Below are 23,550 nucleotides of genomic sequence, written 5' to 3' on the forward strand. Positions count from 1 at the left end.
CTGACCGCCCCGAAACGACGGCCGATGTTCGTGTGATCGCACGAACTCCGTCCGCCGGGCGCGTTTCAGAATGAGTGATCGGCGCCACGCTCGCGCCGTTCTCCTTCTCTCCCACAGTTTCCGCGGAGGCGCCATGACGGCAGTGGTCAACGAGGACACCTGGACAGCGCGGCGGATCAACCGGACGGCGCTCATCACCATGGTGGTGATGGTGTTCGCCTGGGCGGTCGACTACATCGACCGCTTCTCGATCGGGATGGCGCTGCCGATGATCGGCGCCGAATTCGAGCTGAGCAAGACCGAACAGGGCTGGCTCGTAACCGTGTTCGCGCTCGTCTACATGGTCTGCCAGATCCCGGCGGGATTTCTCGCCGATCGGTACGGCTCGCGGGGGCCGATGCTGGTCACGCTGCTGCTCTGGTCGACGTTCACCGCGATGACCGGGATGGCGGGCACCTTCGGCATGCTGCTCGTCGTCCGTGGCCTTTTCGGTGTGTGCCAAGGACTTTTCCCGGCGGCCTCGTTCAAGGCGATCGCCGAACGGACCACCCCCGGCAACCGCGCGACGGTGACCGGCGTGATGCTGTCCGCCGGCGGGATCGGCGCCGGGCTGGCGCCGCTGATCGTCGGCCCGCTGCTGATGGCGATCGGCTGGCGGCACACGTTCTTCTGGATGGCCGGGATCGGCGCGATCATCGGGGTGATCGTGTGGACGATGCTGCCCAAGGCCCTGCCCGAGGAACTCAGCAGTCTTCCGCGCGACGAGGTGAAAACCCCCGAGGTATCCCGCAAACAGGTGCTGAAGTCGCCGGTGATCTGGAAGTTCACCCTGCTGTTCTGCGTCACCAACATGCTCAACTACGGGATGATCACCTGGGTGCCCAGCTACCTGCTGGAGGCGAGGGGTCTGTCGCTGAGCCAGACCGGGGTACTGGCCGCGATCCCGATGCTGGTCAGCATCGGCACGACCATCCTCGGCGGCTGGCTGTTCGACCGGTACTTCCACGACCACGGCCGCTGGTACCTCGGTTCGATCGCGCTGGTGACCGTGGTGCTGCTGACGTTGATGGTGAACGCGGACAGCACGACGGAGTTCACCGTCTACGAGACGCTCGCCCTCGCCGTCTTCGGCATGGCGACGATGGCCGTCTTCGGCCTACCGCTGCGGGTGCTCCCCACCGCGGTCACCGGGATCGGCATGGGAGTGATGAACTTCGGCGGCCAGGTGGCGGGCGCGGTCGCGCCGGTGGCGATGGGCTGGCTCGCCGACACCTTCTCCTACACCGCCGCGTTCGGCTTCCTCATCGGCACCACCTTCCTCACCGCCGTGATGGCGTTCTGGGTGCCGCAGAACCCCGGCCAGTTCTCGTTCGCGCCGGCGAGTCCGAGCGCCGGGTCGTGAGTGGCGATCCGGGACTTTCCCGGCACCTCCCCTCCCGTGTCGCCGACCCCAACGCAACCCTCTCTCTCCAAAGTAGACAGGAGCCCCATGCCCACCGCGTCCGAAGTCATCGAAACGATCAACGACCGTGCGAAAGAGGTCGGCGTCCGGGTCCGGCTGCACGCGGCCGAAGTCGACGGCACCCGGCGGATCGGCGTCGATGAGCACACCCCTGTCGTGACGGCGTCGGTCTTCAAGGTCCCGATCGCGCTGGAGCTGGCGAGGCAGGCCGCCGAGGGCGGGCTCGACCTCGGTGAGCGGATCACCGTCCCACCGGGGCATCCGACACCGAGCCCGTACGGCCTGGCCACCTTCCGGCACGAGATCACGATGTCGTGGTACGACCTCGCGATCCTGATGATCGGGATCAGCGACAACGTCGCGACCGATCTGATCCTCGACCGGGTCGGGAAGGAATCGACGGAAAAGTCGTTGCGGAGGCTCGGTTTCGAGCAGACCACTGTGCCGCAGGACTGCGGGGAGGTGCTCGGCAGCATCGGGGAGGACCTCGGGATCTCCTACGAGGACGACGAAAGGCTGCTGGCGGACCTCCCGATGGAGCGGATCGCCGCGTTGCGCGCACTGCGCCCGGAACACACTTGCGCCACGACCGGCGAAGAGATCACCCGGCTGCTCGGGCTGATCTGGCGGGACGAGGCGGCGTCGCCGGTCGCGTGCGCGGACGTCCGGCGCTGGATGGAACTCCAGGTGTGGCCGCACCGGCTGCGGTCCGGGTTCCCGGACGACGGGATCCGCGTCAGCGGCAAGACCGGGACCCTGCCTTCGGTGCGCAACGAGGTCGGCGTGGTCGAGTACCCGGATGGCGGCCGTTACGCGGTAGGGATTTTCACCGAAGCCGTCGACGGGCGGTCGAGGGTGCCGGAGCGGGACGCGTTCATCGGGTTCGCCGCCGCGCAGGCCGTCGAATGGCTCAGGCTTCCCGAGGCCGGGAGCGAATGATTCGTCCGCCCGGATGAATTTTCCCGCCGCTCTCGTCGTTCCGCACGAACCGGTGACGCCTGTCACCGTCCTAGCATTCCGGGAACCGCCGGACCGCCCTTTCCACGGACAAGAGGTGCGCATGTCGAAACTTTCCGAAATCGAGACCTGGCTCGCGGAGAACTTTTCCGCCCTGCTGGAGCAGCATCAGGTGCCCGGCGCGGCCGTCGCGGTGTTCGCGGGCGGCGAGGTGATCGACCACGCGGCAGGCGTGCTGAACAAGAGCACCGGCGTCGAGTCCACTGTGGACTCCGTCTTCCAGATCGGGTCGATCACCAAGGTGTGGACGACCACCCTGGCGATGCAGCTCGTCGACGAGGGCAGGCTGGACCTCGACAAGCCGGTCCGTGACTACCTTCCCGAGTTCACCCTCGCCGACGGCGACGCGGCGTCGCGGATCACCGTAAGGCAGCTGACCTGCCACACCTCCGGCTTCGAGGGCGACATCTTCACCGACACCGGGCAGGGCGACGACTGCGTCGCCAAGCTCGTGGCCACGCTTTCCGACGTGCCCCAGCTGTTCGGCCCGGGGGAGATGTTCTCCTACAACAACGCCGGCTACTGCGTGCTCGGCAGGATCGTCGAGGTCCTGCGCGGCAAGTCCTACGACGACTGCCTGCGCGACCACCTGTTCGTCCCGCTCGGGCTGACCCACGCCGCGGCCGGACCGTACGACGCGATCCGGTACCGCGCCGCGATCGGTCACGTCCAGCCGTCGCCGGACGAGGAGCCGGTGGCCGCGCCCGTCTGGGCGCTGACGCGCTCGAACGTGCCGGCGGGTTCGCATCTCGCGATGCGCCCGCGCGACCTGCTGACCTTCGTGCGCATGCACCTCAACGAGGGCCGTGCCGACGACGGCACCCAGGTGCTCAAGCCGGAAACCGCGCGCGCCATGTGGGAACGCCAGGTCGAACTGCCCTACCTCGGCCTGATGGGCGGCGCGTGGGGGCTCGGCTGGATGATCTTTGACTGGGACGGCGGCCCGGTGATCGGCCACGACGGCGGCACCATCGGCCAGTCCGCGTTCCTGCGGGTGGTGCCGGGCAGCAATGTCGCGGTGGCGCTGCTGACCAACGGCGGCAAACCGCTGCACCTCTACCGGGACGTCTTCCGGAAGGTGCTGGGCGACCTGGCGGGCGTCGAGGTCCCGCCGCTGCCGGAGCCCAACGCCGCGGAGGCCCCGGCGGATCCGTCGCGTTATGTGGGCGAGTACTCGTCGCAGGTCGCGGACATCGTCGTGAGCCAGGACGAGGACGGTGGCCTGTGGCTGGAACGGACGCCGAAGGGCGTGTTCGCCGACCTCGGTACGGGTCCGGAGAAGAACCGGCTGCTGGGCTACAAGGGTGACACGCTGGTCGCCGAACACGGTGAGCTCGGCCTGCACCTCCCGCACGCCTTCGTCGGCGACGACGGCAACGGACGGGCGCTGTACGTCCACACCGGACGGGCGGACCGGCGGGTGAGCCGGTGACCGGAATCGGCGCCGAGATCGAGGCCGTCTTCGCGAACGCGGGGGCGCGCGGATTCGTGCACGCGCGCGAGGTCGGCGTCCCCGATGGTCCCGAAGTCGGCGTCGGCGCGGACGACCCGGTCGTGCTCGCGTCCGTGTTCAAGATCCCGGTGGCGGTCGCCTTCGCCCGTGAGGTGGCCGCCGGACGGCTCGACGAGACGGAGCGGACCCGCGTCACCGCGCGGTACCGGATCGGCGGGATCGGGACCGCCGGCTGCGCGGACGACGTCGAGATGAGCTGGCGCGACCTCGCGCATTTCATGCTGACGATGAGCGACAACGCCGCGACCGACGTCGTCTACCACCGGGTCGGACAGGAAGCGGTGGACCGGGTCCTGACCGACCTCGGACTCACCCGGACCCGGCTGATCGGCTGCTGTGAGGACCTCTTCGCCTCGGTGATCGCCGACCTCGGCGCGCAACCGGACGACGATCTGGAAGCCGTCTTCGCCGCGGCCACGCCGGAACAGCTCTGGAAGCTTTCGGTACTCGACCCGGAACGCACCACGGCGTCGACCCCGCGCGAGATCACCACGCTGCTCGACGCCATCTGGACCGACCGCGCGGGCGACCCGGCCGCCTGCGAACGCGTGCGGACCATCATGGCCCAGCAGATCTGGCCGCATCGGATCTCGTCCGGTTTCCCGGCCGGGGTGACGATCGCGGCGAAGACCGGGACGCTGCCCGCCGTCCGCAACGAAGCGGGCGTGGTGACCGATGTGGACGGTCGCCGGTACGCCGTCGCGGTGTTCACCCGCGCCGAATCCCTCGCCGACCGCCTGCCCGCGGTCGATTCCGCCATCGGCGAGGCCGCCCGCCTCGCCGTCGCCCACCTCCGCGCGTAGAGCGCGACCCAGTAGGAGAACCGCATGAAGAAAGCCCGGCTCACCGCCGCGATCACGAGCGTGGTGGCCTTGACCGTGAGCGCGTGCGGGGGGACGTCGCAATCCGGACAGGACCGGACCGCGAACCAGAAACCGGTCGAAGGCAAGACCTTCACCATGGCGATCGGCTCCGACCCCGGAGCGCTGGACCCGGCGATGACCGTGCTCGCGGTCGCGCTGGACATCGGCCGCTACCTCTACGACAGCCTGATCAACCTCGACGAGACCGGCAAACCGATCGCGGGGCTCGCCGAGAAATGGGAGGCCGGCACGACCACCGCCTCCTTCACCCTGCGGAACGGGATCACCTGTGACGACGGCACGCCGCTGACCGCGAGCGGCGTGGCGGCGAACATCGGCTTCATCGGCGACCCCGCGAACAAGTCCCCGATGGCCGGACTCGCGATCGCGCCGGGTACCAAGGCGACCGCGGACGACACGGCCAGGACGATCACCGTCACCAGCGGGGCACCGGACGCGTTCCTGCTGCGCAACGTGGGCAGCCTGCCGATCGTCTGCGGCAAGGGCGTCACCGACCGGCAGGCGCTGGCCAAGGGGAAGTACGGCACCGGCATGTACACCATGTCCGAAATCGTGCCGAACGACCACTACACCCTCACCCGGCGGAAGGACTACGCGTGGGGACCGGGGGAGTGGCAGCGTGAGCAGCCGGGACTGCCGGAGAAGGTGGTCTTCCGGGTCATCCAGAACACCACGACCGCCGCGAACCTGCTGCTGTCCGGTGAACTCAACAGCGCCAGGATCACCGGTCAGGACCAGCAGCGCCTGCGTGCCCAGAAGCTGTATCACGGCGAACAGGTCGTGCCGATGGGCGAGATGTTCTTCAACCAGGGTCCCGGTCGCCCGGGGGCCGATCTCGCCGTTCGCCGCGCGCTGGTGCAGGCACTCGACCTGCCCCAGATCGGCAAGGTGCTCACCGGTGGTTCCGGGGCGCCCAGCCAGGGAATGGTCACCACCGAACCCAGGGCGTGCACCGGGGACGCGGTGAGCGGGAAGCTGCCCGCGTTCGACGTCGCCGCCGCCAAGGCGGGTCTCGACGCGGCGGGCTGGAAGCCGGGAGCGGACGGCGTGCGGGTGAAGGACGGCAAACGGCTCGCGCTGACCGCCATCTACGGCACCCAGGTGGGTCCGACGATGGCGCCCTCCGCCGAACTGATGCAGCAGTCGTGGAAGGCAGCCGGTGCGGAGGTCACGCTCAAGGGCCTCGACAGCCCGGGGACCAGTCAGGTGCTGTTCAACACCGGTGAGTGGGACATCTCGCTCGCGCCGGTGACCCTGTTGCTGCCGAGTCAGGCAGTCCCGTTCGTCTCGGGGCCGAAACCGCCCGCCGGCACGAACTTCGCGCATATCGAGAACGAGCGGTACACGGCACAGGCCGCACAGGCGGCTCGGATGCCGGGTGATTCGGGCTGCGCGACCTGGCTCGCCGCGGAGACGGCGCTCATCGAGCGGCTGGACGTCGTGCCCTACGTCAACTCGGTCATCCCGACCTTCGGCAGCAACGCGCGATTCAAGGTCAGTTTCGGCTCGGTCGAGCCGTCGTCGATCCGGATGTACGGCTGATGGCGGTCGCGGTCGCCCCGTCCGGGTTGCGCGGCAGTCCCTGGCTGTCGTTCGCCGTACGTCGCCTCGGCCGGTTCGCGGTCTCACTGTGGGTCTTGATCACCACGGCGTTCCTGATGATCCAGCTGATCCCCGGCGACCCGGTCCGGGCGGCGCTCGGGCTGACCGCGCCGGTCGAGCTGGTGAACGCGCGACGGGCGGCACTCGGCCTCGACGATCCGCTGTGGCTGCAGTACGTCCACTACCTCGGTGGAGTGGTCACCGGTGACTTCGGGACGTCGATGACGAGCGGGCAGCCGGTCTCCGAGGTGATCGGGGACCGGCTGCCCGCCACCCTCCAGCTGGCCTTGCCCGCCTTCGCGGTGGTCATCGCGGTGGCGATCCCGCTGGGCCTCCTGTTCGCCGTGCTGACCCGCGGCGGACGACGACGGGGCGGCGAGCTGGCGTTCACCTCGACGACCGTGCTGCTCGCGGCCATCCCGGAGTTCCTGCTCGCGGTCGCGCTGGTCGCGTTCTTCGCGGTCCGGCTCGGCTGGTTCCCGGTGGCCGGGAGCGACGGGGCGAGTTCGCTCGTGCTCCCGGTGATCGCGCTGGCGCTCGGCCCGGCCTCGGTGCTCTCCCGCATCGTCCGAGTGGAGACACTTTCCGTGCTGGGCCACGACTTCATCCGCACCGCGCGGGCGAAACGGCTACCCGCGCGGCTGGTCTACCTGCGGCACGCGCTGCCGAACGCGCTGACCGCGACGCTGACCATGGGCGGGCTGATGCTGACCGGGATGGTCGCCGGGACGGTGCTGGTGGAGAACGTGTTCGCCTGGCCCGGTCTCGGTTCCACCATCGCCCAGTCGATCCTGCAGAAGGACTATCCGCTGGTGCAGGGCATCGTGCTCGTCTACGGCATCGGGGTCCTGCTGGTGAATCTGACGGTGGACGTGCTGCTGGCCGTACTCGATCCGCGTTCGACGATCCGGGAGAACTAAGTGGTCACCATCGGAAGTCTTCCGGAGGTCTCGACGGCCCAGCTTCCCGCTGGCCGCACGGCCGCAAGGCCCGAGTACAACCCCGGTACGAGCGCCTCGCGGCCGCACGCCCAGCGGAAACCTGGATCCGCCGAATACCCCCGGAGGGCTTCCGATGGCAACCACTGACATGGCGAATCGGCGCGGAGCGAAATGGGCCGCGGCCCTGCGCACCCCGGTGGGCGGGTTCGCGGCGACCCTGCTGCTGGTGGTGATCGCGCTCGCGGTGCTGGCCCCGATCCTGTGGCACGACAACGCCTTCGCGATCGACACGGACGCGATCGGCCAGGGCCCGTCCGCCGCGCATTGGCTGGGCACCGACGATCTCGGCCGCGACATCCTCTTCCGTGTCCTGGTGGCGACCCGGCTTTCGGTACTGCTGGCGCTGCTGGCGACGGTGATCGGGGTGGTGACCGGACTCGTCCTCGGCACCCTGCCTTCGCTGCTGCCCCGGCCGGCCGCCCGGCTGGTCACCTCGGCGGTGAACATCGCGGTCGCGTTCCCCGGGCTGCTGCTGGTGCTGTTCTTCTCGGTCATCTTCGGGGTCGGGACCCACGGCGCCGTGCTGGCGGTCGGTTTCGCGCTGGCCCCGGCGTTCGCGCGGTTGGCGCAGACGTTGTCGGCTTCCGTGGCGGGCCAGGACTTCGTGTCCGCCGCGCGGATCTCCGGCGTCGGGCGGATCCGGTTGCTGGTGCGGCACATCCTGCCCAACATCGGTGAACCGCTGGTGGTGAACGCGACCATCGGCGCGGGTGCCTGCCTGCTGGCGTTCTCCGGGCTGTCGTTCCTCGGCATCGGCGTGCAGGCACCGGATTACGACTGGGGACGGCTGCTCGGCGAAGGGCTCAACGGGATCTACGTCAACCCGGCGGCCGCGCTCGCGCCCGGCGTCGCGGTGGTGCTGGCCGGGCTCGCCTTCAACCTGGTCGGCGAGACCGTGGCAGGCGTGATCGGCGTCCGGACCGGGCTGCGCAAACTCGCGCCACGGCCGGTCTCCCCGGCACGGGAGTCCTTCGAGCGCGACGAAGACGCCGTGCTGGTCGTGGAAAACCTCCAAGTGGCGTTCCCACGTCCCTCGGGCTGGACCGTTCCGGTGCGCGGGGTGAGCTTCACCGTCCGCGCGGGCGAGGCGATCGGCGTCGTCGGTGAGTCGGGTTCCGGGAAGAGCCTGACCGGCCTGGCGGTGTCACGGCTGGTCGAAGCACCGGCCGTGGTCACCGCGGACCGGCTCGAATTCGCCGGGAAACCCCTGCTGACGACGCCGGAACGGGAGTTGCGCGGTCTGCTCGGCACGTCGCTGGCGATGGTGTTCCAGGATCCGATGACCTCCTTCAACCCGACCAGGCGGATCGGCCGCCAGCTGGCCGAGGTCGCCGAACAGCATCAGGGACTCCCACGGGCCAAGGCCTTCGAACGAGCCGTGGACCGGTTGCGCGCGGTGCGGATCCCGGCGGCCGAACGGCGTGCGCGGCAGTATCCGCACGAGTTCTCCGGCGGGATGCGGCAGCGCGCGATGATCGGCATGGGCCTGATGGGCGACCCGAAGCTGATCATCGCCGACGAACCGACCACGGCGCTGGACGTCACGGTGCAGCGGCAGCTGCTGCGGCTGCTGGCGCGCACCAGGACCGAACGGGACACGGCGATCATCCTGATCAGCCACGACATCGCGGTCGTTTCGCAGACGTGCGAGCGGATGCTGGTCATGTACGCGGGCCGGGTGGTCGAGGACCTGCCGTCGGCCGGGACGCCGCGGCATCCGTACACGCGGGCTCTGCTGGCCTCGACGGTCGACCTCGAGACCGATCGTGACACGCCGCTCGCGGTGATCCCCGGCCGACCGCCGGAACCGGATCGCGTGCCCACCGGCTGCGCCTTCGCCGACCGGTGTCCCGCGGTGACCGACCGGTGCCGTCTCGAAGACCCGGTGCTGGAGCGCGTGGAACCCGGGCACCGCGTCGCGTGCTGGCACCCGGCGCCGCTTTCCCGGCCCGCCAAGGAAACCGTGACCGCCGGAGGTGCGGAATGAGTGATCTCGTCTTCGACACGGTGAGCGTGCGATACGGCGGACGGCGTGGACTCACCGCTGTCGACCGGGTGGGGCTGACCGTCCCTTCCGGACAGGTCGTCGGACTCGTCGGCGAATCGGGCTCGGGGAAATCGACGCTGGCCCGTGCCGCCGTCGGGCTCTCGCCGATCAGCGAGGGACGGGTCCTGCTGGGCGGTGTCGACGTCCGGAAGCTGCCCCGGCGTCCTCCGCTGCAGATGGTGTTCCAGGATCCGTATTCCTCTTTGGACCCTCGGATGAGCATCGGGGAGTCGATCACCGAAGCGATTCCGCGTGGCGTGCTCCCCGGTCGCGCCGCGCGCCGGGAAGAGGTGGCCCGGCTGCTGGAGCTGGTGAACCTCGATCCCGAACGCGCGGGCCATTTGCCAGGGCAGCTTTCCGGCGGTCAGCGTCAGCGGGTGGCGCTGGCCCGTGCGCTGGCCGGGCGGCCCGACGTGCTGATCGCCGACGAGATCACCTCCGCGCTCGACGTCTCGGTGCAGGGCGCGGTGCTCAACCTCGTCCGGTCCGTGCAACGGCGGCTGGGCCTGTCGATGCTGTTCATCTCGCACAACCTCGCGGTGATCCGCTATCTCAGCGACATCGTCGCCGTGATGTACCTCGGCCGGATCGTCGAGGTGGGCCCGGCCGAGCAGGTGCTCGGCGATCCGCAGCATCCGTACACGCGCGACCTGCTCGCGGCGGCGCCTTCCGCGCACACGTCGCTGTTCGACACCGGCGCGGACGAGGCGACCGCCGACACCGAGCCCGCCGACCCGCACCACCCGCCGTCCGGATGCCGCTACCACACCCGGTGCCCGGTCGGCCCGCTCGTCCGCGCCGACCGAGAACTCTGTCTCCAGGCGGACCCTGCCGACGACGCGGCACATCGACGTCATTCGGCGGCCTGCCACTTCAGCGAAAACGAGAGCCGCCGGCTCACGATCCCCCGAGGAGCGACCGCATCATGACCCGACGTCTCGGTTTCGACGACCTGTACGGAATCGCCGTCCCCAGCCAGCCCGCGCTCTCACCGGACGGCGACCGGATCGTCTACGTCCTGCGTACCGCGAACCGCGACGAGGACCGGAACGAGCACACGCTCTGGGAGGTCGGCGCGACCGGCGGCGAAGCGCGGCAGCTCACGCGCGGAACCGCCGACCTGGCGCCGATGTGGGCGCCGGACGGCACGCGGATCGCGTTCCTCCGTGCCGAGGACGGTGCGCCGCAGGTGTGGTTCCTGCCGTCGTCGGGCGGGGAGGCCGAACGGATCACCGAACTCCCGCTCGGGGCGGGTGCCCCGGTCTGGAGCCCCGACGGAGCAAAGATCGCGTTCTCGGCCGCGACCGACCTGGCGGGCGGCGTGCCCGCGCCGAACGCCCCGGTGGTGGCGGACCGGCTGGACTTCAAGGCCGACGGCGCCGGGCTGATCAAGACCATCCGCAAGCATCTGCACATCCTCGATGTCGCCACGCGTGAGGTCCGGCAGGTGACCTTCGGCGATTGGCACGCGGGCGACCCCGCCTGGTCACCTGACGGGACGCGGCTGGCCTTCTCGGCCGGACGGGACGCCGACGCGGACCTGACCTTCCGTTCCGGCGCCTATGTTCTCGACGTGACCACGAAGGCCGCCGAACCGCGGCTGATCGGCTCCGGCGAGGGCATGGTGGGAACGGTCACCTGGACCGCGGACGGGAGCGAGCTCCTGGTGGCGGGCCGGGTCGACACCGAAGTCGGCCACATCGGGTTGCTGCGGGTCCCGCTCGACGGCGGCGACCCCGTCGACCTGGCGTCCACTTTGGACCGGAACGTGATGGTCGGCGGCGCCGGCTATCCGGGCGCGCTGCCGAAGCTGACCGCGGACGGCGGGTCCGTGCTGTTCGGTCTCCGCGACCGAGGCTGCACCCATCTGTACCAAGTGGACACCGATGGCGGAAATCCGCGCGCGGTGTTGGCGGGCGCGGATCGCGTCGTGTCCGGAATGGACACCGCGAACGGGAGGATCGTGGTGGCCCTCGCCACGGCCACCTCGTACGGCGAGATCGCCGTCGTCGATCAGGCCACCGGCGCCGTCGACGTGCGGACGAAGCACGGTGCCTCGGTCGCCGAGGTGGAACTGTTCCGCCACGAGGAGCGGGAATTCACCATCGCGGACGGCACCGTCGTCCACGGCTGGCTGCTGCGTGACCCCGCCAGGTCGGAGGCGGCGCCGCTGTTGCTCGACATCCACGGCGGCCCGCACAACGCCTGGAACGGCGCGGCCGACTGGATCCACCTCTACCACCAGGCGCTCGTCGCGCGAGGCTGGGCGGTGCTGCTACTCAACCCTCGCGGCAGCGACGGCTACGGCGAGGATTTCTACACGGGCGCCGTCGGCGGCTGGGGAGTCGCCGACGCCGCCGACTTCCTCGAACCGCTGGACCACCTGGTCGCCGAAGGGATCGCCGACGCCGACCGGCTCGCCGTGGCGGGATACAGCTACGGCGGTTTCATGACCTGCTATCTGACCAGCCGCGACAACCGCTTCGCCGCAGCCGTCTCCGGGGGCGTGGTCAGCGACCTGACCAGCATGGAAGGCACCTCCGACGCCGGGCACTACCTGGCCGTCCGCGAGATCGGCGACCAGCCCGGGGGCTACGCGGAGTTCTCACCGTTCGCCAAGGTCGATCAGGTGCGGACGCCGACCCTGGTCATCCAGGGCGCGGAAGACGAGCGCTGCCCGGTCGGCCAGGCCGAGCAGTGGTTCGGGGCGCTGCGTGCGCGTGGCGTCCCGACCCGGCTGGTGCTGTACCCGGGCGCTTCGCATCTGTTCGTCCTCGACGGCCCGCCCTCGCACCGCGTCGACTTCAACCGGCGCGTCCTCGAATGGGTCGAGCAGTACGCGGCTCCGGCGGACGGGGTGTCGCGCGTGCCGATCGAGGCGGCACACTGGCAGCGGCGGCTGGCCGAACTCGCGCGCAAGTACCGCGTTCCCGGTGCGGCGCTGGGCATCACGCGGATCGGGGACGACGCGGAGACCCATGTTTCCCACGGTGTGCTGAACACGGCGACCGGCGTCGAAGTCACCGAAGACTCGGTGTTCCAGATCGGCTCGGTCTCCAAGGTGTGGACCGCGACCGTGGTGATGCAACTGGTCGACGAAGGACTCCTCGACCTGGACGCGCCGATCGCCGACGTCGTCCCCGAACTGCGGCTGGCCGATCCGGACGTCGCCAAGCAGGTGACCATGCGGCATCTGCTGACGCACACCAGCGGGATCGACGGAGACGTCTTCACCGACACCGGGCGCGGCGACGACACCCTCGAGCGCTACGTCGAGATCCTCGACCAGGCCGCGCAGAACCATCCGCTCGGCGAGACTTTCTCTTACTGCAACTCGGGTTTCGTGCTCATGGGCCGGGTGATCGAGAAGCTCACCGGGCAGACCTGGGACGCGGCGATGCGGGAGAAATTGTTCACCCCGCTCGGCCTCACCCACACCGTGACGCTGCCCGAGGAAGCGCTGATGTTCCGCGCCGCCGTCGGTCACGTCGCCGGTGAGGACGAGGAACCGCGGCCCGCACCGATTTGGGGTCTCCCGAGGAACATGGGCCCGGCGGGTCTGATCACCGCCACCACCAAGGACGTGCTCGGCTTCGCCCGCCTGCACCTGACAGGCGGCCTGACTCCGTCTGGAGAGCGGATCCTGACCACGGCATCCGTCGCCGCGATGGCCGAAAAGCAGGCCGACATCCCCGACAAGCACTCGCTCGGCGACTCGTGGGGTCTCGGCTGGATCCGCGACGACTGGAGCGGACGGCGGGTCATCGGCCACGACGGCAACACGATCGGGCAATCCGCGTTCCTGCGGCTGCTGCCCGATCAAGGGCTCGCCGTCACCCTGCTCACCAACGGCGGCAACACCCGCGACCTGTTCCAGGAGTTGTACCGCGAGATCTTCGCCGAACTCGCCGACGTGGCGATGCCGCGGCCGCTGGAGCCACCCGCGACACCGGTCACCGTCGACGGTTCGCGGCACGTCGGTGTCTACGAACGGGCCGGCGTGGCGATGGAGGTACTGTCCGAAGGGGACGGACTCCGGCTCCGGCAGACCGTCACCGGACCGCTGGCCGAACTCGTGCCGGAGAAGACACAGGAGTTCGACCTCGTCCCGGTGACCGACTCGCTCTACGTCTGCCGTGAGCCGGGCGCGCGGACCTGGATGCCGGTCACCTTCTACACGTTGCCGACCGGGGAGCCGTACCTGCACCACGGAGTGCGTGCGACACCGAAGGTCTAGCTGCGACGCCGTGCCACGTAACGGATGACCAGAAGCACGATGCAGACGACCGAGACGCCTCCCGCGATCATGCGGAGGGTCCAGTCCATCCCCGCGAACTGTCCGATCGAGTTGGCGGCGGCGCTGACGAGGAGGACGAGCCAGAGGGAAGCGGTGACCATCGTGCCGCCGGCGTTTTTGGTGTCGTTCATGGGAAAGACGTTATGGAACGGCGCGGCGGGGGAACAGGGGAGTGACCCCCGTCGCGGGGTGGTGCTGGCGCTACCCCGCGACGCGTTCTGGGTTCCCGATCGCCCCTTACGGCCCCGTGTGGCGGCCAGTCACCTCAAGCCCTCAACGGTCATGTCGCGAAAGCCACTTTGGTGGACCTGTATTTGCCTGCCCACTGGATGCTGATGTGGGTGAGCGGGGAAGATTCCGGACGTTCAACGTCCGGAATCTTCCCCGCTCGGCGAACTCCCTTCGACGATGTAGGAATTGGGACACTCAACGTCCCGATTCCTACATCGTCAACACCCGGCAGACGCTCAGTCGTCACCCTCGCACAGGCCAGGTGGTCGTGTGATCCGAGCGTGGAGATTCGGGACGTTCAACGTCCCGAATCCTCCACACTCGAACGCGCCGCCGCTGACGCTTCACCTTCGCCCTGGTCAAGTGTGGGCAAGCAAATACCAGTCCGCGTACGGGACGCTGGATGTCCCGAAAGTGGCTTTCGCGACATCTTGGCCGGGCGGTCGTGAGTCACCCGGGCCGTCAGGGCCAAGAGGGCGGGCCCGGAACGCCACCTTGAGCCTCAGTGGCACCACCCACCGCGACGACAGCGCGTGAAGGCCCTTTTCCTCGGCTGAGCCGAGGAAACTCGACCTTCACGGAACGACCACCTGACACGAGAGCCTGACGGGCGCTTAGCCCTTCCCGCTCAAGTAGGCCAACACCGCCAGAACCCGCCGATGCCCGCTGTCCTCCGGCAACCCGAGTTTCGCGAAGATGTTCCGGATGTGCTTGTGCACGGCGCCATCGCTCACCACCAGCAGTTCGGCGATGGTCGTGTTGTTGTAGCCCTCCGCCATCAGCCCGAGCACCTCACGCTCGCGCGCGGTCAGCCCTTCGAGGGGATCGGTCGCCCGGCGGTGCGCCATCAGCTGGGTGATCACCTCGGGATCCATCGCCGTCCCGCCCTTGACGATCCGGTCCAGCGCGTCGAGGAACTTCTCGACCTTCCCGACCCGCTCCTTGAGCAGGTACCCGACTGCGCCTTTGCCGTCGGCCAGGAGTTCCGCCGCGTAGCCGGTTTCGACGTGTGCGGACAGCACGAGTACGGGCAGTCCGGGATGCATCTTCCGCGCCTTGACGGCGGCACGGAGACCTTCGTCGGTGTGGGTCGGCGGCAGCCGGACGTCGGTGATCACCGCGTCGGGACGGTCGTTGGTGACCAGTTCGAGGAACTCGTCCACATCGTCCACCGCCGCGGCGACGTCGATGCCGGACGTGTTCAGCAGCAGTACCAGGCCTTCGCGCAGCAGCGCGTCGTCCTCGACGATCACGACCCGCATGGCAACTCCACTTTCAGTACGGTCGGCCCACCGGCGGGGCTGGACAACTGCAAGGTCCCGTCGAACGCCTCGGCGCGTTTGCGGATCCCGGACAGGCCGGAGCCGCCGGATTCGTCGGCGCCGCCGTGGCCGTCGTCGCGGATTTCGATGAACAGGGTGTCGGCGGTGCCGTTGAGGGTGATCCAGGCGTGTTCGGCGCCGGAGTGCTTGGTGATGTTGGTCAGCATCTCGGCGACGACGAAGTAGGCGGCCGCCTCCACCGCGGCGGGGCGGCGGCTGCTGCTCAGAACGTCCACTGTGCACGGAACGGGGCAGCGATCGGCCAGCGCCGTGACGGCGCCGTCGAGACCGCGGTCGGTCAGCAGCGGCGGGTAGATGCTTCGTACGACGCTGCGAAGTTCGGCCAGCGCGCCGGTCGCGGTGTCCTGGGCCTTACCGAGCAACTCCCGTGCCTTCCGGGGATCCTTCTCGAAGATCGAGTCGGCGATCCCGAGCTGCAGCACCACCGCGGCGATTCGCGCCTGCGTCCCGTCGTGCAGATCCCGTTCCAGCCGCCGGAGTTCGGCGCCGTGCGCCTCCAGCGCGGCGGCACGCGACGCGGCCAGTTCGACGACGCGGTCGGTCAGCACGACACCGGGTGCGGGCGCGAGCAGCTTGCGCGCGATGGACGCCTGCCACCGGGCCAAGCGGGGGTACAGGAAGACGAGCGCGATCATGCCGACACCGGTGATCAGGCTGAGGGCGGCCATCGGCCACGACGTCACCATGAAGCCGAGCGAACTCTGCACCCCACCGGGTATCGCCGGCCAGATGAACGCGGTGACCACCTGGCGGACCCCGCCGAGCGGGAAGGCGATGGCGAAGATGCCGATGATGAAACCGGTCGCGGCGTGGAAGGCGAGCCACGCGAGGTCCCGTCGCGAGGCCGGATCGGTCACCGGGTTCTCGGATCGGTACGGCTCGGGGATCGGTTCGTCGAGCAGGCGCGCGGCGCGACGGCGTTCGAAGTTGACCGGGTACCTGATCAGCTTGAGCGCGTGCGGCACCGCCGGGATCCCGACGCCGAACGGGCACATCAGCAGCACGAACAGCATGCCGACGAGAACGAACCAATCGACCATCGAAGAAGCCGCGCCGACCGCCAGGTACCGGATCGCGGACCAGCAGGACCGGAGCCGGGTGATCACCCGGACAGTCTCCCATCCGGGCCCGGGGTTCAGAACGCGGCGTGCCCCAGTGTCAGCACGCCACCGGCCGCCGAGAGGACGAGGACCGACCAGCGGACGGACCGATCGCCGACGCGGCGGCTGAGCGCTCTGCCCAGCAGATCGCCCGCGAGAGCCGAGCCAGCGACCGCGAGGAGCACGCTCACGGGCACCTCCACCCAGCCGAGGCTGGGCAGCGCGACCAGGCCGAGCAGGAAGAAGTAGATCGACAGCGTCCCGCGCGTCTCGTCCGCGCCCCAGCCCGCGCTCGCCCCGTACACCGCCACGGCGGGGCCGGAGAGCCCGGCGACGGAGTTCATCGCCGCGCTCAGCACGCCGGCGCCGATCGCACCCGTCCTCCCTGCCAGCCGTCTGCTGGTGACTCCGCTCGCAAGCACACCGACGGCGAGGACACAGCAACCGCCCGCGGCGAGCAGCAGTGGACGTTCGGGAGCGTTGCGCACCAGGAGCGCGACGACCGGCGTGCACACCACCGCGGGCACGATCAGCCAGGCGACCTGCGCCCATCTGATCGACCGCCGATGCGTGATCGCGACCGCGAGATAGACCGGGAAACCGAGCAGCAGGGTGAGCCGGACGGCATCGAGCGGGCCGAGTGTCAGCGCCAGGAACGGCACGCACATCAGGGAAAGCCCCATCCCGGAGAGGCGCTGGGCGACGACCCCGGCCGCCGCCGCCAGCGAAGTGATGGCCAGGGTTCCCACCCCTCCATGGTGCGGCCCTCGCGGCCGCGCCGGTAGCCGGGGCCTGAAGAGGACCTCATAGTCCGCGGCTATGACCGCGAACTGGACCCGTCGATCGCGCGGATTCTGGCTCTTCTTGCCGTTCCAGTCGTGCCGCACGCTCAGCGTCACTGCCTTTGGAACAGACGGGAGCGTGAGATGAAGATCGGTGTCCCTCGTGAAGTCAAGAACCACGAGTACCGGGTCGCGGTGACGCCTGCGGGCGTACACGAGTTCACTTCGGCCGGGCACGAGGTGTTCGTCGAACGCGGCGCAGGGGAAGGGTCGTCTCTCCGCGACGAGGACTACGCCGCGGCCGGGGCGAAGGTGCTCGACAGCGCCGACGACGTCTGGGCGACCGGTGAGCTGGTGCTCAAGGTCAAGGAGCCGATCGCCGAGGAATACCACCGGCTGCGGCGCGACCAGCTGCTGTTCACCTACCTGCACCTCGCCGCGAGCGAGCCGTGCACGCGGGCGCTGCTGGACGCGGGCACGACGTCGGTGGCGTATGAGACCGTGCAGCTGCCGAACGGTTCGCTGCCCCTGCTGTTCCCGATGAGCGAGGTCGCCGGGCGGCTGGCCCCGCAGGTCGGCGCGCAGACGCTGATGCGCGCCAACGGCGGACGCGGGGTGCTCATCGGCGGCGTCTCCGGGGTGGCCCCGGCGCGGGTGGTCGTCCTTGGGGCCGGTGTCGCGGGGATGAACGCGGTCGCCGGCGCGGCCGGGACCTGGGCCGACGTCGTCCTGTTCGACAAGAACGTCGACAAGCTCCGTGCCGCGGACCGCATGTACCAGGGCCGGATCCGTACCGCCGCGGCCAACGCGTACTCGATCGAAAAGGCCGTGCTCGAAGCGGACCTCGTGGTCGGCGCGGTACTCGTGCCCGGTGCCAAGGCGCCGAGCCTGGTGTCGAACGAGCTGGTGTCCCGGATGAAGCCGGGCAGCGTGCTCGTCGACATCTCCGTCGACCAGGGCGGCTGCTTCGAGGACACACGGCCGACGACGCACGCGGAACCGACGTTCCCGGTGCACAACTCGGTGTTCTACTGCGTGGCCAACATGCCCGGCGCCGTCCCGCACACCTCGACGTACGCGCTGACCAACGTCACGCTGCCCTACGCGCTGGAGCTGGCGAACAACGGCCTCGCCGGGGCCGTCGCGCGGTGCCCGGAGCTGCGTGGCGGGGTCAGCACGGTGGACGGGCGGCTGACGTCCGCACCGGTCGGCGAGGCGCTCGGGATCGGATCGGTCGCGCTCGACGACGTGCTCGGTTAGGTGGTGTCGGCCGGGATCTGGAGCTAGGTTCAGATCCCGGCCGAGTCGCCGTGAGGAGGTGCCGTTGCCGCGAACGTTGATCGAAATCGACCGGACGTCCGCCGAGCCGCTCTACCGGCAGGTGCGACGCGCGATCGAGCACGGCATCGCGATCGGCACGTTCGACCCGGCCCACCGGCTGCCGAGCTCGCGTGAGCTGGCCGCCGAACTGAGCGTTTCCCGCAACACCATCAACCTCGCGTACCAGGAGCTGGTCGCCGAAGGGTTCGTGGAGAGCCGCGAGCGCAGCGGGCTGTTCATCAACGCGGAGATGCGGCCGCACTGCGCGGTACAGGAACGGGGCACCAGCCCGGCCATCGACTGGAGCGCGCGGGTGCGCCGGTATCCGGACGCCGGCGTGCCGCACGTCGAGAAACGCGTGGACTGGCACACCTATCCGTATCCGTTCCTCGCCGGGCAGGTGGACGTCACCGCCTTCCCCGCGCGGTCGTGGACCCGCTGCCTGCGTGACGCGCTGTACCGGCCGCACGTGTTCCCGAGCCTGCAGGACAGCGTCGGCTCCGACGACCCGATGCTGGTCGACCTGATCTGCCGTCAGCTGCTCACCGCGCGGGGGATCGAGGCCGATCCGTCCGAGGTGCTGATCACCGTCGGCTCGCAGCAGGGGCTCGACCTGCTCGGCCGCGCGCTGCTCGGCTCGGACAGCGTCGTGGCGATGGAGAACCCGGGCTACCTCGACGCCCGGCACATCTTCCTGCGCACCGGCGCCGGATTACGCGGCCTCGACGTCGATCAGAGCGGCCTCCGCCCGCCGGAGACGCTCGACGGCGTCGATCTGCTCTACCTCACCCCGAGCCATCACCATCCGACGAACGCGACGTTGAGCATCGGCCGCCGCCGACGGCTGCTCGATCTCGCCGCGAGCGCGGGCACCGTGCTCGTCGAGGACGATTACGACAGCGAATTCCGGTACCACGGCAGCCCCACGCCCGCGCTCAAGGCGCTCGACGGCACCGGGGACGCGATCTACCTCGGCACCTTCTCCAAGTTCCTGTCACCGGGTCTTCGGCTGGGATACCTGGTCGGACCGCGCGAGCTGGTGAAGGAGCTGCGCGAGATCCGGCGGTACGTGCTGCGGCATCCGCCAGGACACCTTCAGCGAGCGCTCGCGTTGCTCATCGACAGCGGCGAGTACCACCGTTCCCTGCGGCGCTACCGCACGAAGCTGATGCGGAAATGGGAGGCGACCGGGGCCGCGGTCGCCGAGCATCTGCCGTGGGCGCAGACGGCGTATCCGCCGGGCGGGGTCAGCCTCTGGATGACCGGACCGTCCGAACTGGACTGCCGGGCGCTGATGGACCGCGCCGAGCGCGACGGCGTCCTGATCGAACGCGGGGACATCTTCTTCGTCGGAGAAAGCCCGCCGCGGAACCACTTCCGGATCGGCTTCGCGGCCGTGCCGTTGCGCGACATCGATCCTGGCATCCGCCTGCTCGGCGAGGCCTGCCGTGATCTCCTCGGCGGCTGAGCGGTAACTGGTACCACCGCACCGGCGCGTTCTGGACCTGTTCAGGCGGCCAGACGTGCCGCACTGTCTGGGGATCCTTCGTGAGCCAGGACACGTCGCCAGGAGGTCCGTGTGGTGGAGTTCGTTCGAGAAGATCCCCGGGGTGCCGCCGATTTCGTCGCGCTCGGTGGCACCGTGCTCACCCTCGACCCGGCGGGGAGACGGGTCCGCGCGCTGGCCGCGAGCGGCGGGCGCGTCATCGCACTGGGGTCCGAACGCGAAGTATCGAAGCTGATCGGGCCGGGAACCACCGTGCTCGATTTGGCCGAGCGCACGGTGATCCCCGGTTTCGTGGAGTCCCACAACCATCCGGCGTTCTTCGGGATGACGCTGGCCGCGCCGGTCGACGCCGGGAGCCCGCCGAACGACACCATCGCCGACATCGTCGGCCGGGTCGCCCAGGCGGCCAAGGACCTCGGACCGGGGGAGTGGATCCGCGGTTTCCGGTACGACGACACGCTGCTCGCGGACGGCCGTCACCCGACGCGCGCGGACCTCGACCGTGTCTCCGGCCGCAATCCCGTGGTCCTGACCCACGTTTCGGGGCACTTCTGCACCGCGAACTCGCTCGCCCTGCGCGAAGTCGGGATCACCGCCGAGACACCGGATCCGCCCGGCGGGCTCATCGTGCGCGATGCCAGGGGCGAGCCGACCGGGGTGCTCGTCGAGACGGCGGCCTTCCTGGTCACGTCCCGGCTGCCCGGCCAGGGCGCCGGCGAACTCGCCGAAGCTCTGCTCCTGGCGGACGAGGAATACCTCGCCAACGGCGTGACCTCCGTGCACGACACCGGCATCGGGCTCATCGGCGGCGCCGCAGAGCTCGAGGCGTACGCGCTGCTGCGGCGGGCCGGGAAACTGCGTGTCCGGGTGCGCGGATACCTGTTCGACGGGCTCCTTCCCGGCCTGGACGAAGGCAGGCCGGAAGCGCCGGACGTCAGGGGCGCGGACGACAAGTTCGCGATGACGGGCGTGAAGATCGTCGCGGACGGGTCGATCCAGGGCAAGACCGGCTGTCTCGCGGAGGGTTACACCTGCGACCCGGACGAGCACGGCATGATGCTGCTCGAACCCGCCGACCTCGGCCGCCGGATCGCCGCGCTAGACGCGGCGGGCTGGCAGGTCGCCGTGCACGGCAACGGCGACGCGGCGATCGACGCGATCATCGACGGCTACTCGCGGCTGGGCTCGCCGCACGGCAGCGGCAGGCGGCATCGGATCGAACACTGCCAGACGGTGCGAGAAGACCAGCTGGACCGGATGGCCGCCCACGACGTCCTCGCGTCGTTCTTCGTCAAACACGTCTACTACTGGGGCGACCGGCATCGTGACGTCTTCCTCGGGCCCGAACGGGCGCGCCGGATCAGCCCGCTGGTTTCGGCCCGCTCGCGGGGAATCCACTTCGGACTGCATTCGGACACGCCGGTGACCCCGGTGCCGCCGCTGGAAGGGATCTGGTGCGCCGTCCGCCGGATCACCAGGCAGGGCAAGGTGCTCGGCCCCGAGCAGGCCGTCGACGTCGACGCCGCGTTGCGCGGCTACACGATCGACGCCGCGTACCTGGCGGGCGAGGAGGACATCAAGGGCAGCCTGGAGATCGGGAAGCTCGCCGATCTCGCGGTGCTGTCCGGCGACCCCACCACGATCGACCCGGACCGGATCCGCGAGCTGACCGTGGACGCCACCGTCAGCGGTGGCGAGGTCGTCTGGCGGCGCGAGACGACGGGAGCACGCCCATGATCCGGAGCTGGCCGAGTGTCCTTATAGGACTTTTCGTCCCCGCTTTCGCCCTGCTGGCCGGAATTCTCCTGCTGTCCGGATCGACGGCATCGGTGTTCGGTATCCCGGTGCTGTTCTTCTGGGTGTTCTGCTGCTGCCCGCTGACCACGCTGTGCCTGTGGATCAGCTGGCGTTTCTTCGACCGTGCCCACTACCCGGAGGACGACTGATGCTGATCGCGATCGTGGCGGTGGTGATGGCGGGTTCGATCGGGCTCGCGGTATGGGCCGGGCGGTCCACCCGTGGCGGCGGGATCTCCGAGTTCCTCGTCGGCGGCCGGTCGTTCCCGGCGTGGCTGGTGTACTTCCTCGCGGTCGGCGAGGTGTACAGCATCGGGACGATGATCGGCTTCCCGAGCGGGATCTACGCGCACGGCGCGAGCTACGGGATCTGGTTCCTCGGCTACATCCTGCTCGCGTACTCGCTGGGCTACTTCCTGGCCCCGCTGGTGTGGCGGGCGGCGAAACGGTACGACGCGATGACCGTGCCGGACGTGTTCGGTCGGCATTTCGGCAGCAGGCGACTCGAGCTGATCACCTGCGTCACGATGCTGATCGCGCTGATCCCGTGGGGGCAGTACCAGTTCATCGGTCTTCAGGTGGTGCTCAGCAATCTGGGACTGCGGCTGGATCCCCTGCAGTGCGTGGTGCTGGCGGGCATCGTGGCGTTCGTCTACATCGCCGTCTCCGGGGTGCGGTCGCCCGCGTTCGTGTCGATCCTCAAGGACGTGTTCATGCTGGTCGGCGTGGTGCTCGTCGGGGTGGCGGTCGTGCTGGCCGCCGGCGGCACCGCCAAGGTCAGCGGACCCGAGGTGCTCAGCGCGGCCCAGACCACCATGGGCGGTTCGGATCTGACGTTCGCGATGACGACGATCCTCTTCCAGAGCGTCGTGTTCTACCTCGGATTCGGTGGCGCGTACGTGTTCCCGGCCCGTTCCGAACGCGCGGTGAAGAGCTCGACCGTGTGGATGCCGATGTACATGCTGATCTACCCGTTCCTGGTGCTGGCCGCCTACTACGGCGTGCGCGCGCATCCGGATCTGGACAACCCGAACACGGTGTTCATGGTTACCGCCAAGGGTTTGCTGCCCGACTGGCTGCTGGGCCTCGTCGCCGCCGGCGCCGCACTGTCGGGCGTCCTCGTGCTCGCCGCGACCGCGCTCACCATCGGCGGGATGGTCTGCCGCAACCTCGCGCCGAACATCCCCGCCGCGGCGCAGCGCCGGTGGACCGTCCTCGCGGTGGCGAGTTTCCTGGTGCTGGCGGCGGTACTGACGCTCGTCGCCTCGACGTTGATGCTCACCATCCTGAACCTGACCTACAACCTGCTGGCCCAGGTCGTCCCCGGCTGGCTCGCGATCCTGTTCGTGCGCCGGGTGCGGACGGCGGCGGTCGCGGCGGGGATGGTCATCGGGGTGATCACCGCGATCGTCCTGTACGTCACCGGCGCGACGTTCGGCGGTGTCAACGCGGGTCTGGTGTCGCTCGGGGTGAACCTGGCCGTGGTGCTGATCTGGAGCCTGATGGCGCCGGACCAGGCTCGGACCCCGGTGGCGCGGTCTTCCGAAAGCGCCCCGGCCGCCGAGGAGGTGCCCTCGCTCAGCCGGTGATGCGGTGGTCCGTGAAGGCCTCCTTCCCTACTTTCAGGGTAGGGAAGGAGGCCCTCACG

At 69.5% G+C, this 23,550-nt stretch carries 18 protein-coding genes; 14 read left to right on the forward strand and 4 right to left on the reverse strand.

Annotated features, from left to right (window positions below; all coding sequences use genetic code 11):
* Nucleotides 1–133 precede the first annotated feature (133 nt).
* The 9 genes from DMH03_RS31095 (at nt 134) to DMH03_RS31135 (ending at nt 13,763) form a co-directional block, all read left to right on the forward strand.
* Nucleotides 134–1,402 carry an MFS transporter gene (locus DMH03_RS31095; protein ID WP_125795566.1) on the forward strand — a complete coding sequence of 423 codons (1,269 nt, stop codon included), beginning with the start codon at nt 134–136 and terminating at the stop codon, nt 1,400–1,402.
* An 87-nt stretch (nt 1,403–1,489) separates the two neighbouring features.
* Nucleotides 1,490–2,401 (forward strand): serine hydrolase, encoded by a 912-nt coding sequence (locus DMH03_RS31100; RefSeq protein ID WP_125795567.1) that lies wholly within the window; start codon nt 1,490–1,492, stop codon nt 2,399–2,401.
* 121 nt (nt 2,402–2,522) lie between these two features.
* Nucleotides 2,523–3,911: a serine hydrolase gene (locus DMH03_RS31105; RefSeq protein ID WP_125795568.1), complete on the forward strand. Its 1,389-nt coding sequence runs from the start codon at nt 2,523–2,525 to the stop codon at nt 3,909–3,911.
* Nucleotides 3,908–4,795: a serine hydrolase gene (locus tag DMH03_RS31110; protein WP_125795569.1), complete on the forward strand. Its 888-nt coding sequence runs from the start codon at nt 3,908–3,910 to the stop codon at nt 4,793–4,795. Before DMH03_RS31105 ends, DMH03_RS31110 begins: the two co-directional genes overlap by 4 nt.
* Before the next feature lie 24 nt (nt 4,796–4,819).
* Nucleotides 4,820–6,418, forward strand: a complete 1,599-nt coding sequence (locus DMH03_RS31115; RefSeq protein ID WP_125795570.1) for an ABC transporter substrate-binding protein — start codon at nt 4,820–4,822, stop codon at nt 6,416–6,418.
* Nucleotides 6,418–7,398 (forward strand): ABC transporter permease, encoded by a 981-nt coding sequence (locus tag DMH03_RS31120; RefSeq protein WP_125795571.1) that lies wholly within the window; start codon nt 6,418–6,420, stop codon nt 7,396–7,398. Before DMH03_RS31115 ends, DMH03_RS31120 begins: the two co-directional genes overlap by 1 nt.
* A gap of 169 nt (nt 7,399–7,567) precedes the next feature.
* The gene (locus DMH03_RS31125; RefSeq protein ID WP_125795965.1) at nt 7,568–9,466 is read left to right on the forward strand and encodes a dipeptide/oligopeptide/nickel ABC transporter permease/ATP-binding protein; all 1,899 of its coding nucleotides are present in this window, start codon (nt 7,568–7,570) and stop codon (nt 9,464–9,466) included.
* The gene (locus DMH03_RS31130; protein ID WP_125795572.1) at nt 9,463–10,455 is read left to right on the forward strand and encodes an ABC transporter ATP-binding protein; all 993 of its coding nucleotides are present in this window, start codon (nt 9,463–9,465) and stop codon (nt 10,453–10,455) included. Before DMH03_RS31125 ends, DMH03_RS31130 begins: the two co-directional genes overlap by 4 nt.
* Nucleotides 10,452–13,763, forward strand: coding sequence for a serine hydrolase (locus tag DMH03_RS31135; RefSeq protein WP_125795573.1), 3,312 nt, complete (start codon nt 10,452–10,454; stop codon nt 13,761–13,763). Before DMH03_RS31130 ends, DMH03_RS31135 begins: the two co-directional genes overlap by 4 nt.
* On the opposite strand, the gene DMH03_RS31140 is transcribed toward DMH03_RS31135, so the two are convergent.
* The 4 genes from DMH03_RS31140 to DMH03_RS31155 form a co-directional block, all read right to left on the reverse strand.
* The gene (locus DMH03_RS31140) at nt 13,760–13,954 is read right to left on the reverse strand and encodes a hypothetical protein (RefSeq protein WP_125782913.1); all 195 of its coding nucleotides are present in this window, start codon (nt 13,952–13,954) and stop codon (nt 13,760–13,762) included. The two genes, DMH03_RS31135 and DMH03_RS31140, sit on opposite strands and share 4 nt — an antisense overlap.
* 714 nt (nt 13,955–14,668) lie before the next feature.
* On the reverse strand, nt 14,669–15,316 hold the full coding sequence (locus tag DMH03_RS31145) for a response regulator transcription factor (protein WP_125795574.1): 648 nt from the start codon (nt 15,314–15,316) through the stop codon (nt 14,669–14,671).
* On the reverse strand, nt 15,304–16,503 hold the full coding sequence (locus tag DMH03_RS31150; RefSeq protein ID WP_125795575.1) for a sensor histidine kinase: 1,200 nt from the start codon (nt 16,501–16,503) through the stop codon (nt 15,304–15,306). The genes DMH03_RS31145 and DMH03_RS31150 overlap by 13 nt, the downstream gene beginning before the upstream one ends.
* A 29-nt stretch (nt 16,504–16,532) precedes the next feature.
* The gene (locus DMH03_RS31155; protein WP_233611735.1) at nt 16,533–17,246 is read right to left on the reverse strand and encodes a sulfite exporter TauE/SafE family protein; all 714 of its coding nucleotides are present in this window, start codon (nt 17,244–17,246) and stop codon (nt 16,533–16,535) included.
* A gap of 177 nt (nt 17,247–17,423) precedes the next feature.
* Between DMH03_RS31155 and ald the strand changes: the two genes are divergently transcribed.
* The 5 genes from ald (at nt 17,424) to DMH03_RS31180 (ending at nt 23,491) form a co-directional block, all read left to right on the forward strand.
* Nucleotides 17,424–18,539 carry an alanine dehydrogenase gene (ald, locus tag DMH03_RS31160; protein WP_125795576.1) on the forward strand — a complete coding sequence of 372 codons (1,116 nt, stop codon included), beginning with the start codon at nt 17,424–17,426 and terminating at the stop codon, nt 18,537–18,539.
* A 64-nt stretch (nt 18,540–18,603) separates the two neighbouring features.
* Complete coding sequence (locus tag DMH03_RS31165; RefSeq protein WP_125795577.1) at nt 18,604–20,067, forward strand: PLP-dependent aminotransferase family protein; 1,464 nt, start codon at nt 18,604–18,606, stop codon at nt 20,065–20,067.
* 111 nt (nt 20,068–20,178) lie between these two features.
* Nucleotides 20,179–21,843, forward strand: coding sequence for an amidohydrolase (locus DMH03_RS31170; protein ID WP_125795578.1), 1,665 nt, complete (start codon nt 20,179–20,181; stop codon nt 21,841–21,843).
* Nucleotides 21,840–22,052 (forward strand): DUF3311 domain-containing protein, encoded by a 213-nt coding sequence (locus tag DMH03_RS31175; RefSeq protein WP_125795579.1) that lies wholly within the window; start codon nt 21,840–21,842, stop codon nt 22,050–22,052. Before DMH03_RS31170 ends, DMH03_RS31175 begins: the two co-directional genes overlap by 4 nt.
* Nucleotides 22,052–23,491 (forward strand): sodium:solute symporter, encoded by a 1,440-nt coding sequence (locus tag DMH03_RS31180; protein ID WP_125795580.1) that lies wholly within the window; start codon nt 22,052–22,054, stop codon nt 23,489–23,491. The genes DMH03_RS31175 and DMH03_RS31180 overlap by 1 nt, the downstream gene beginning before the upstream one ends.
* Nucleotides 23,492–23,550 lie beyond the last annotated feature (59 nt).

Source organism: Amycolatopsis sp. WAC 01376 (genome assembly GCF_003947415.1).
Classification (GTDB): Bacteria; Actinomycetota; Actinomycetes; order Mycobacteriales; family Pseudonocardiaceae; genus Amycolatopsis.

Bases quoted from the DNA above. Each gene is read 5' to 3' on its own strand.
- DMH03_RS31095 (WP_125795566.1), top strand. From the start codon at position 134: ATGACGGCAGTGGTCAACGAGGACACCTGGACAGCGCGGCGGATCAAC.
- DMH03_RS31100 (WP_125795567.1), top strand. From the start codon at position 1,490: ATGCCCACCGCGTCCGAAGTCATCGAAACGATCAACGACCGTGCGAAA.
- DMH03_RS31105 (WP_125795568.1), top strand. From the start codon at position 2,523: ATGTCGAAACTTTCCGAAATCGAGACCTGGCTCGCGGAGAACTTTTCC.
- DMH03_RS31115 (WP_125795570.1), top strand. From the start codon at position 4,820: ATGAAGAAAGCCCGGCTCACCGCCGCGATCACGAGCGTGGTGGCCTTG.
- DMH03_RS31120 (WP_125795571.1), top strand. From the start codon at position 6,418: ATGGCGGTCGCGGTCGCCCCGTCCGGGTTGCGCGGCAGTCCCTGGCTG.
- DMH03_RS31125 (WP_125795965.1), top strand. From the start codon at position 7,568: ATGGCGAATCGGCGCGGAGCGAAATGGGCCGCGGCCCTGCGCACCCCG.
- DMH03_RS31130 (WP_125795572.1), top strand. From the start codon at position 9,463: ATGAGTGATCTCGTCTTCGACACGGTGAGCGTGCGATACGGCGGACGG.
- DMH03_RS31135 (WP_125795573.1), top strand. From the start codon at position 10,452: ATGACCCGACGTCTCGGTTTCGACGACCTGTACGGAATCGCCGTCCCC.
- DMH03_RS31140 (WP_125782913.1), bottom strand. From the start codon at position 13,954: ATGAACGACACCAAAAACGCCGGCGGCACGATGGTCACCGCTTCCCTC.
- DMH03_RS31145 (WP_125795574.1), bottom strand. From the start codon at position 15,316: ATGCGGGTCGTGATCGTCGAGGACGACGCGCTGCTGCGCGAAGGCCTG.
- ald (WP_125795576.1), top strand. From the start codon at position 17,424: ATGAAGATCGGTGTCCCTCGTGAAGTCAAGAACCACGAGTACCGGGTC.
- DMH03_RS31175 (WP_125795579.1), top strand. From the start codon at position 21,840: ATGATCCGGAGCTGGCCGAGTGTCCTTATAGGACTTTTCGTCCCCGCT.
- DMH03_RS31180 (WP_125795580.1), top strand. From the start codon at position 22,052: ATGCTGATCGCGATCGTGGCGGTGGTGATGGCGGGTTCGATCGGGCTC.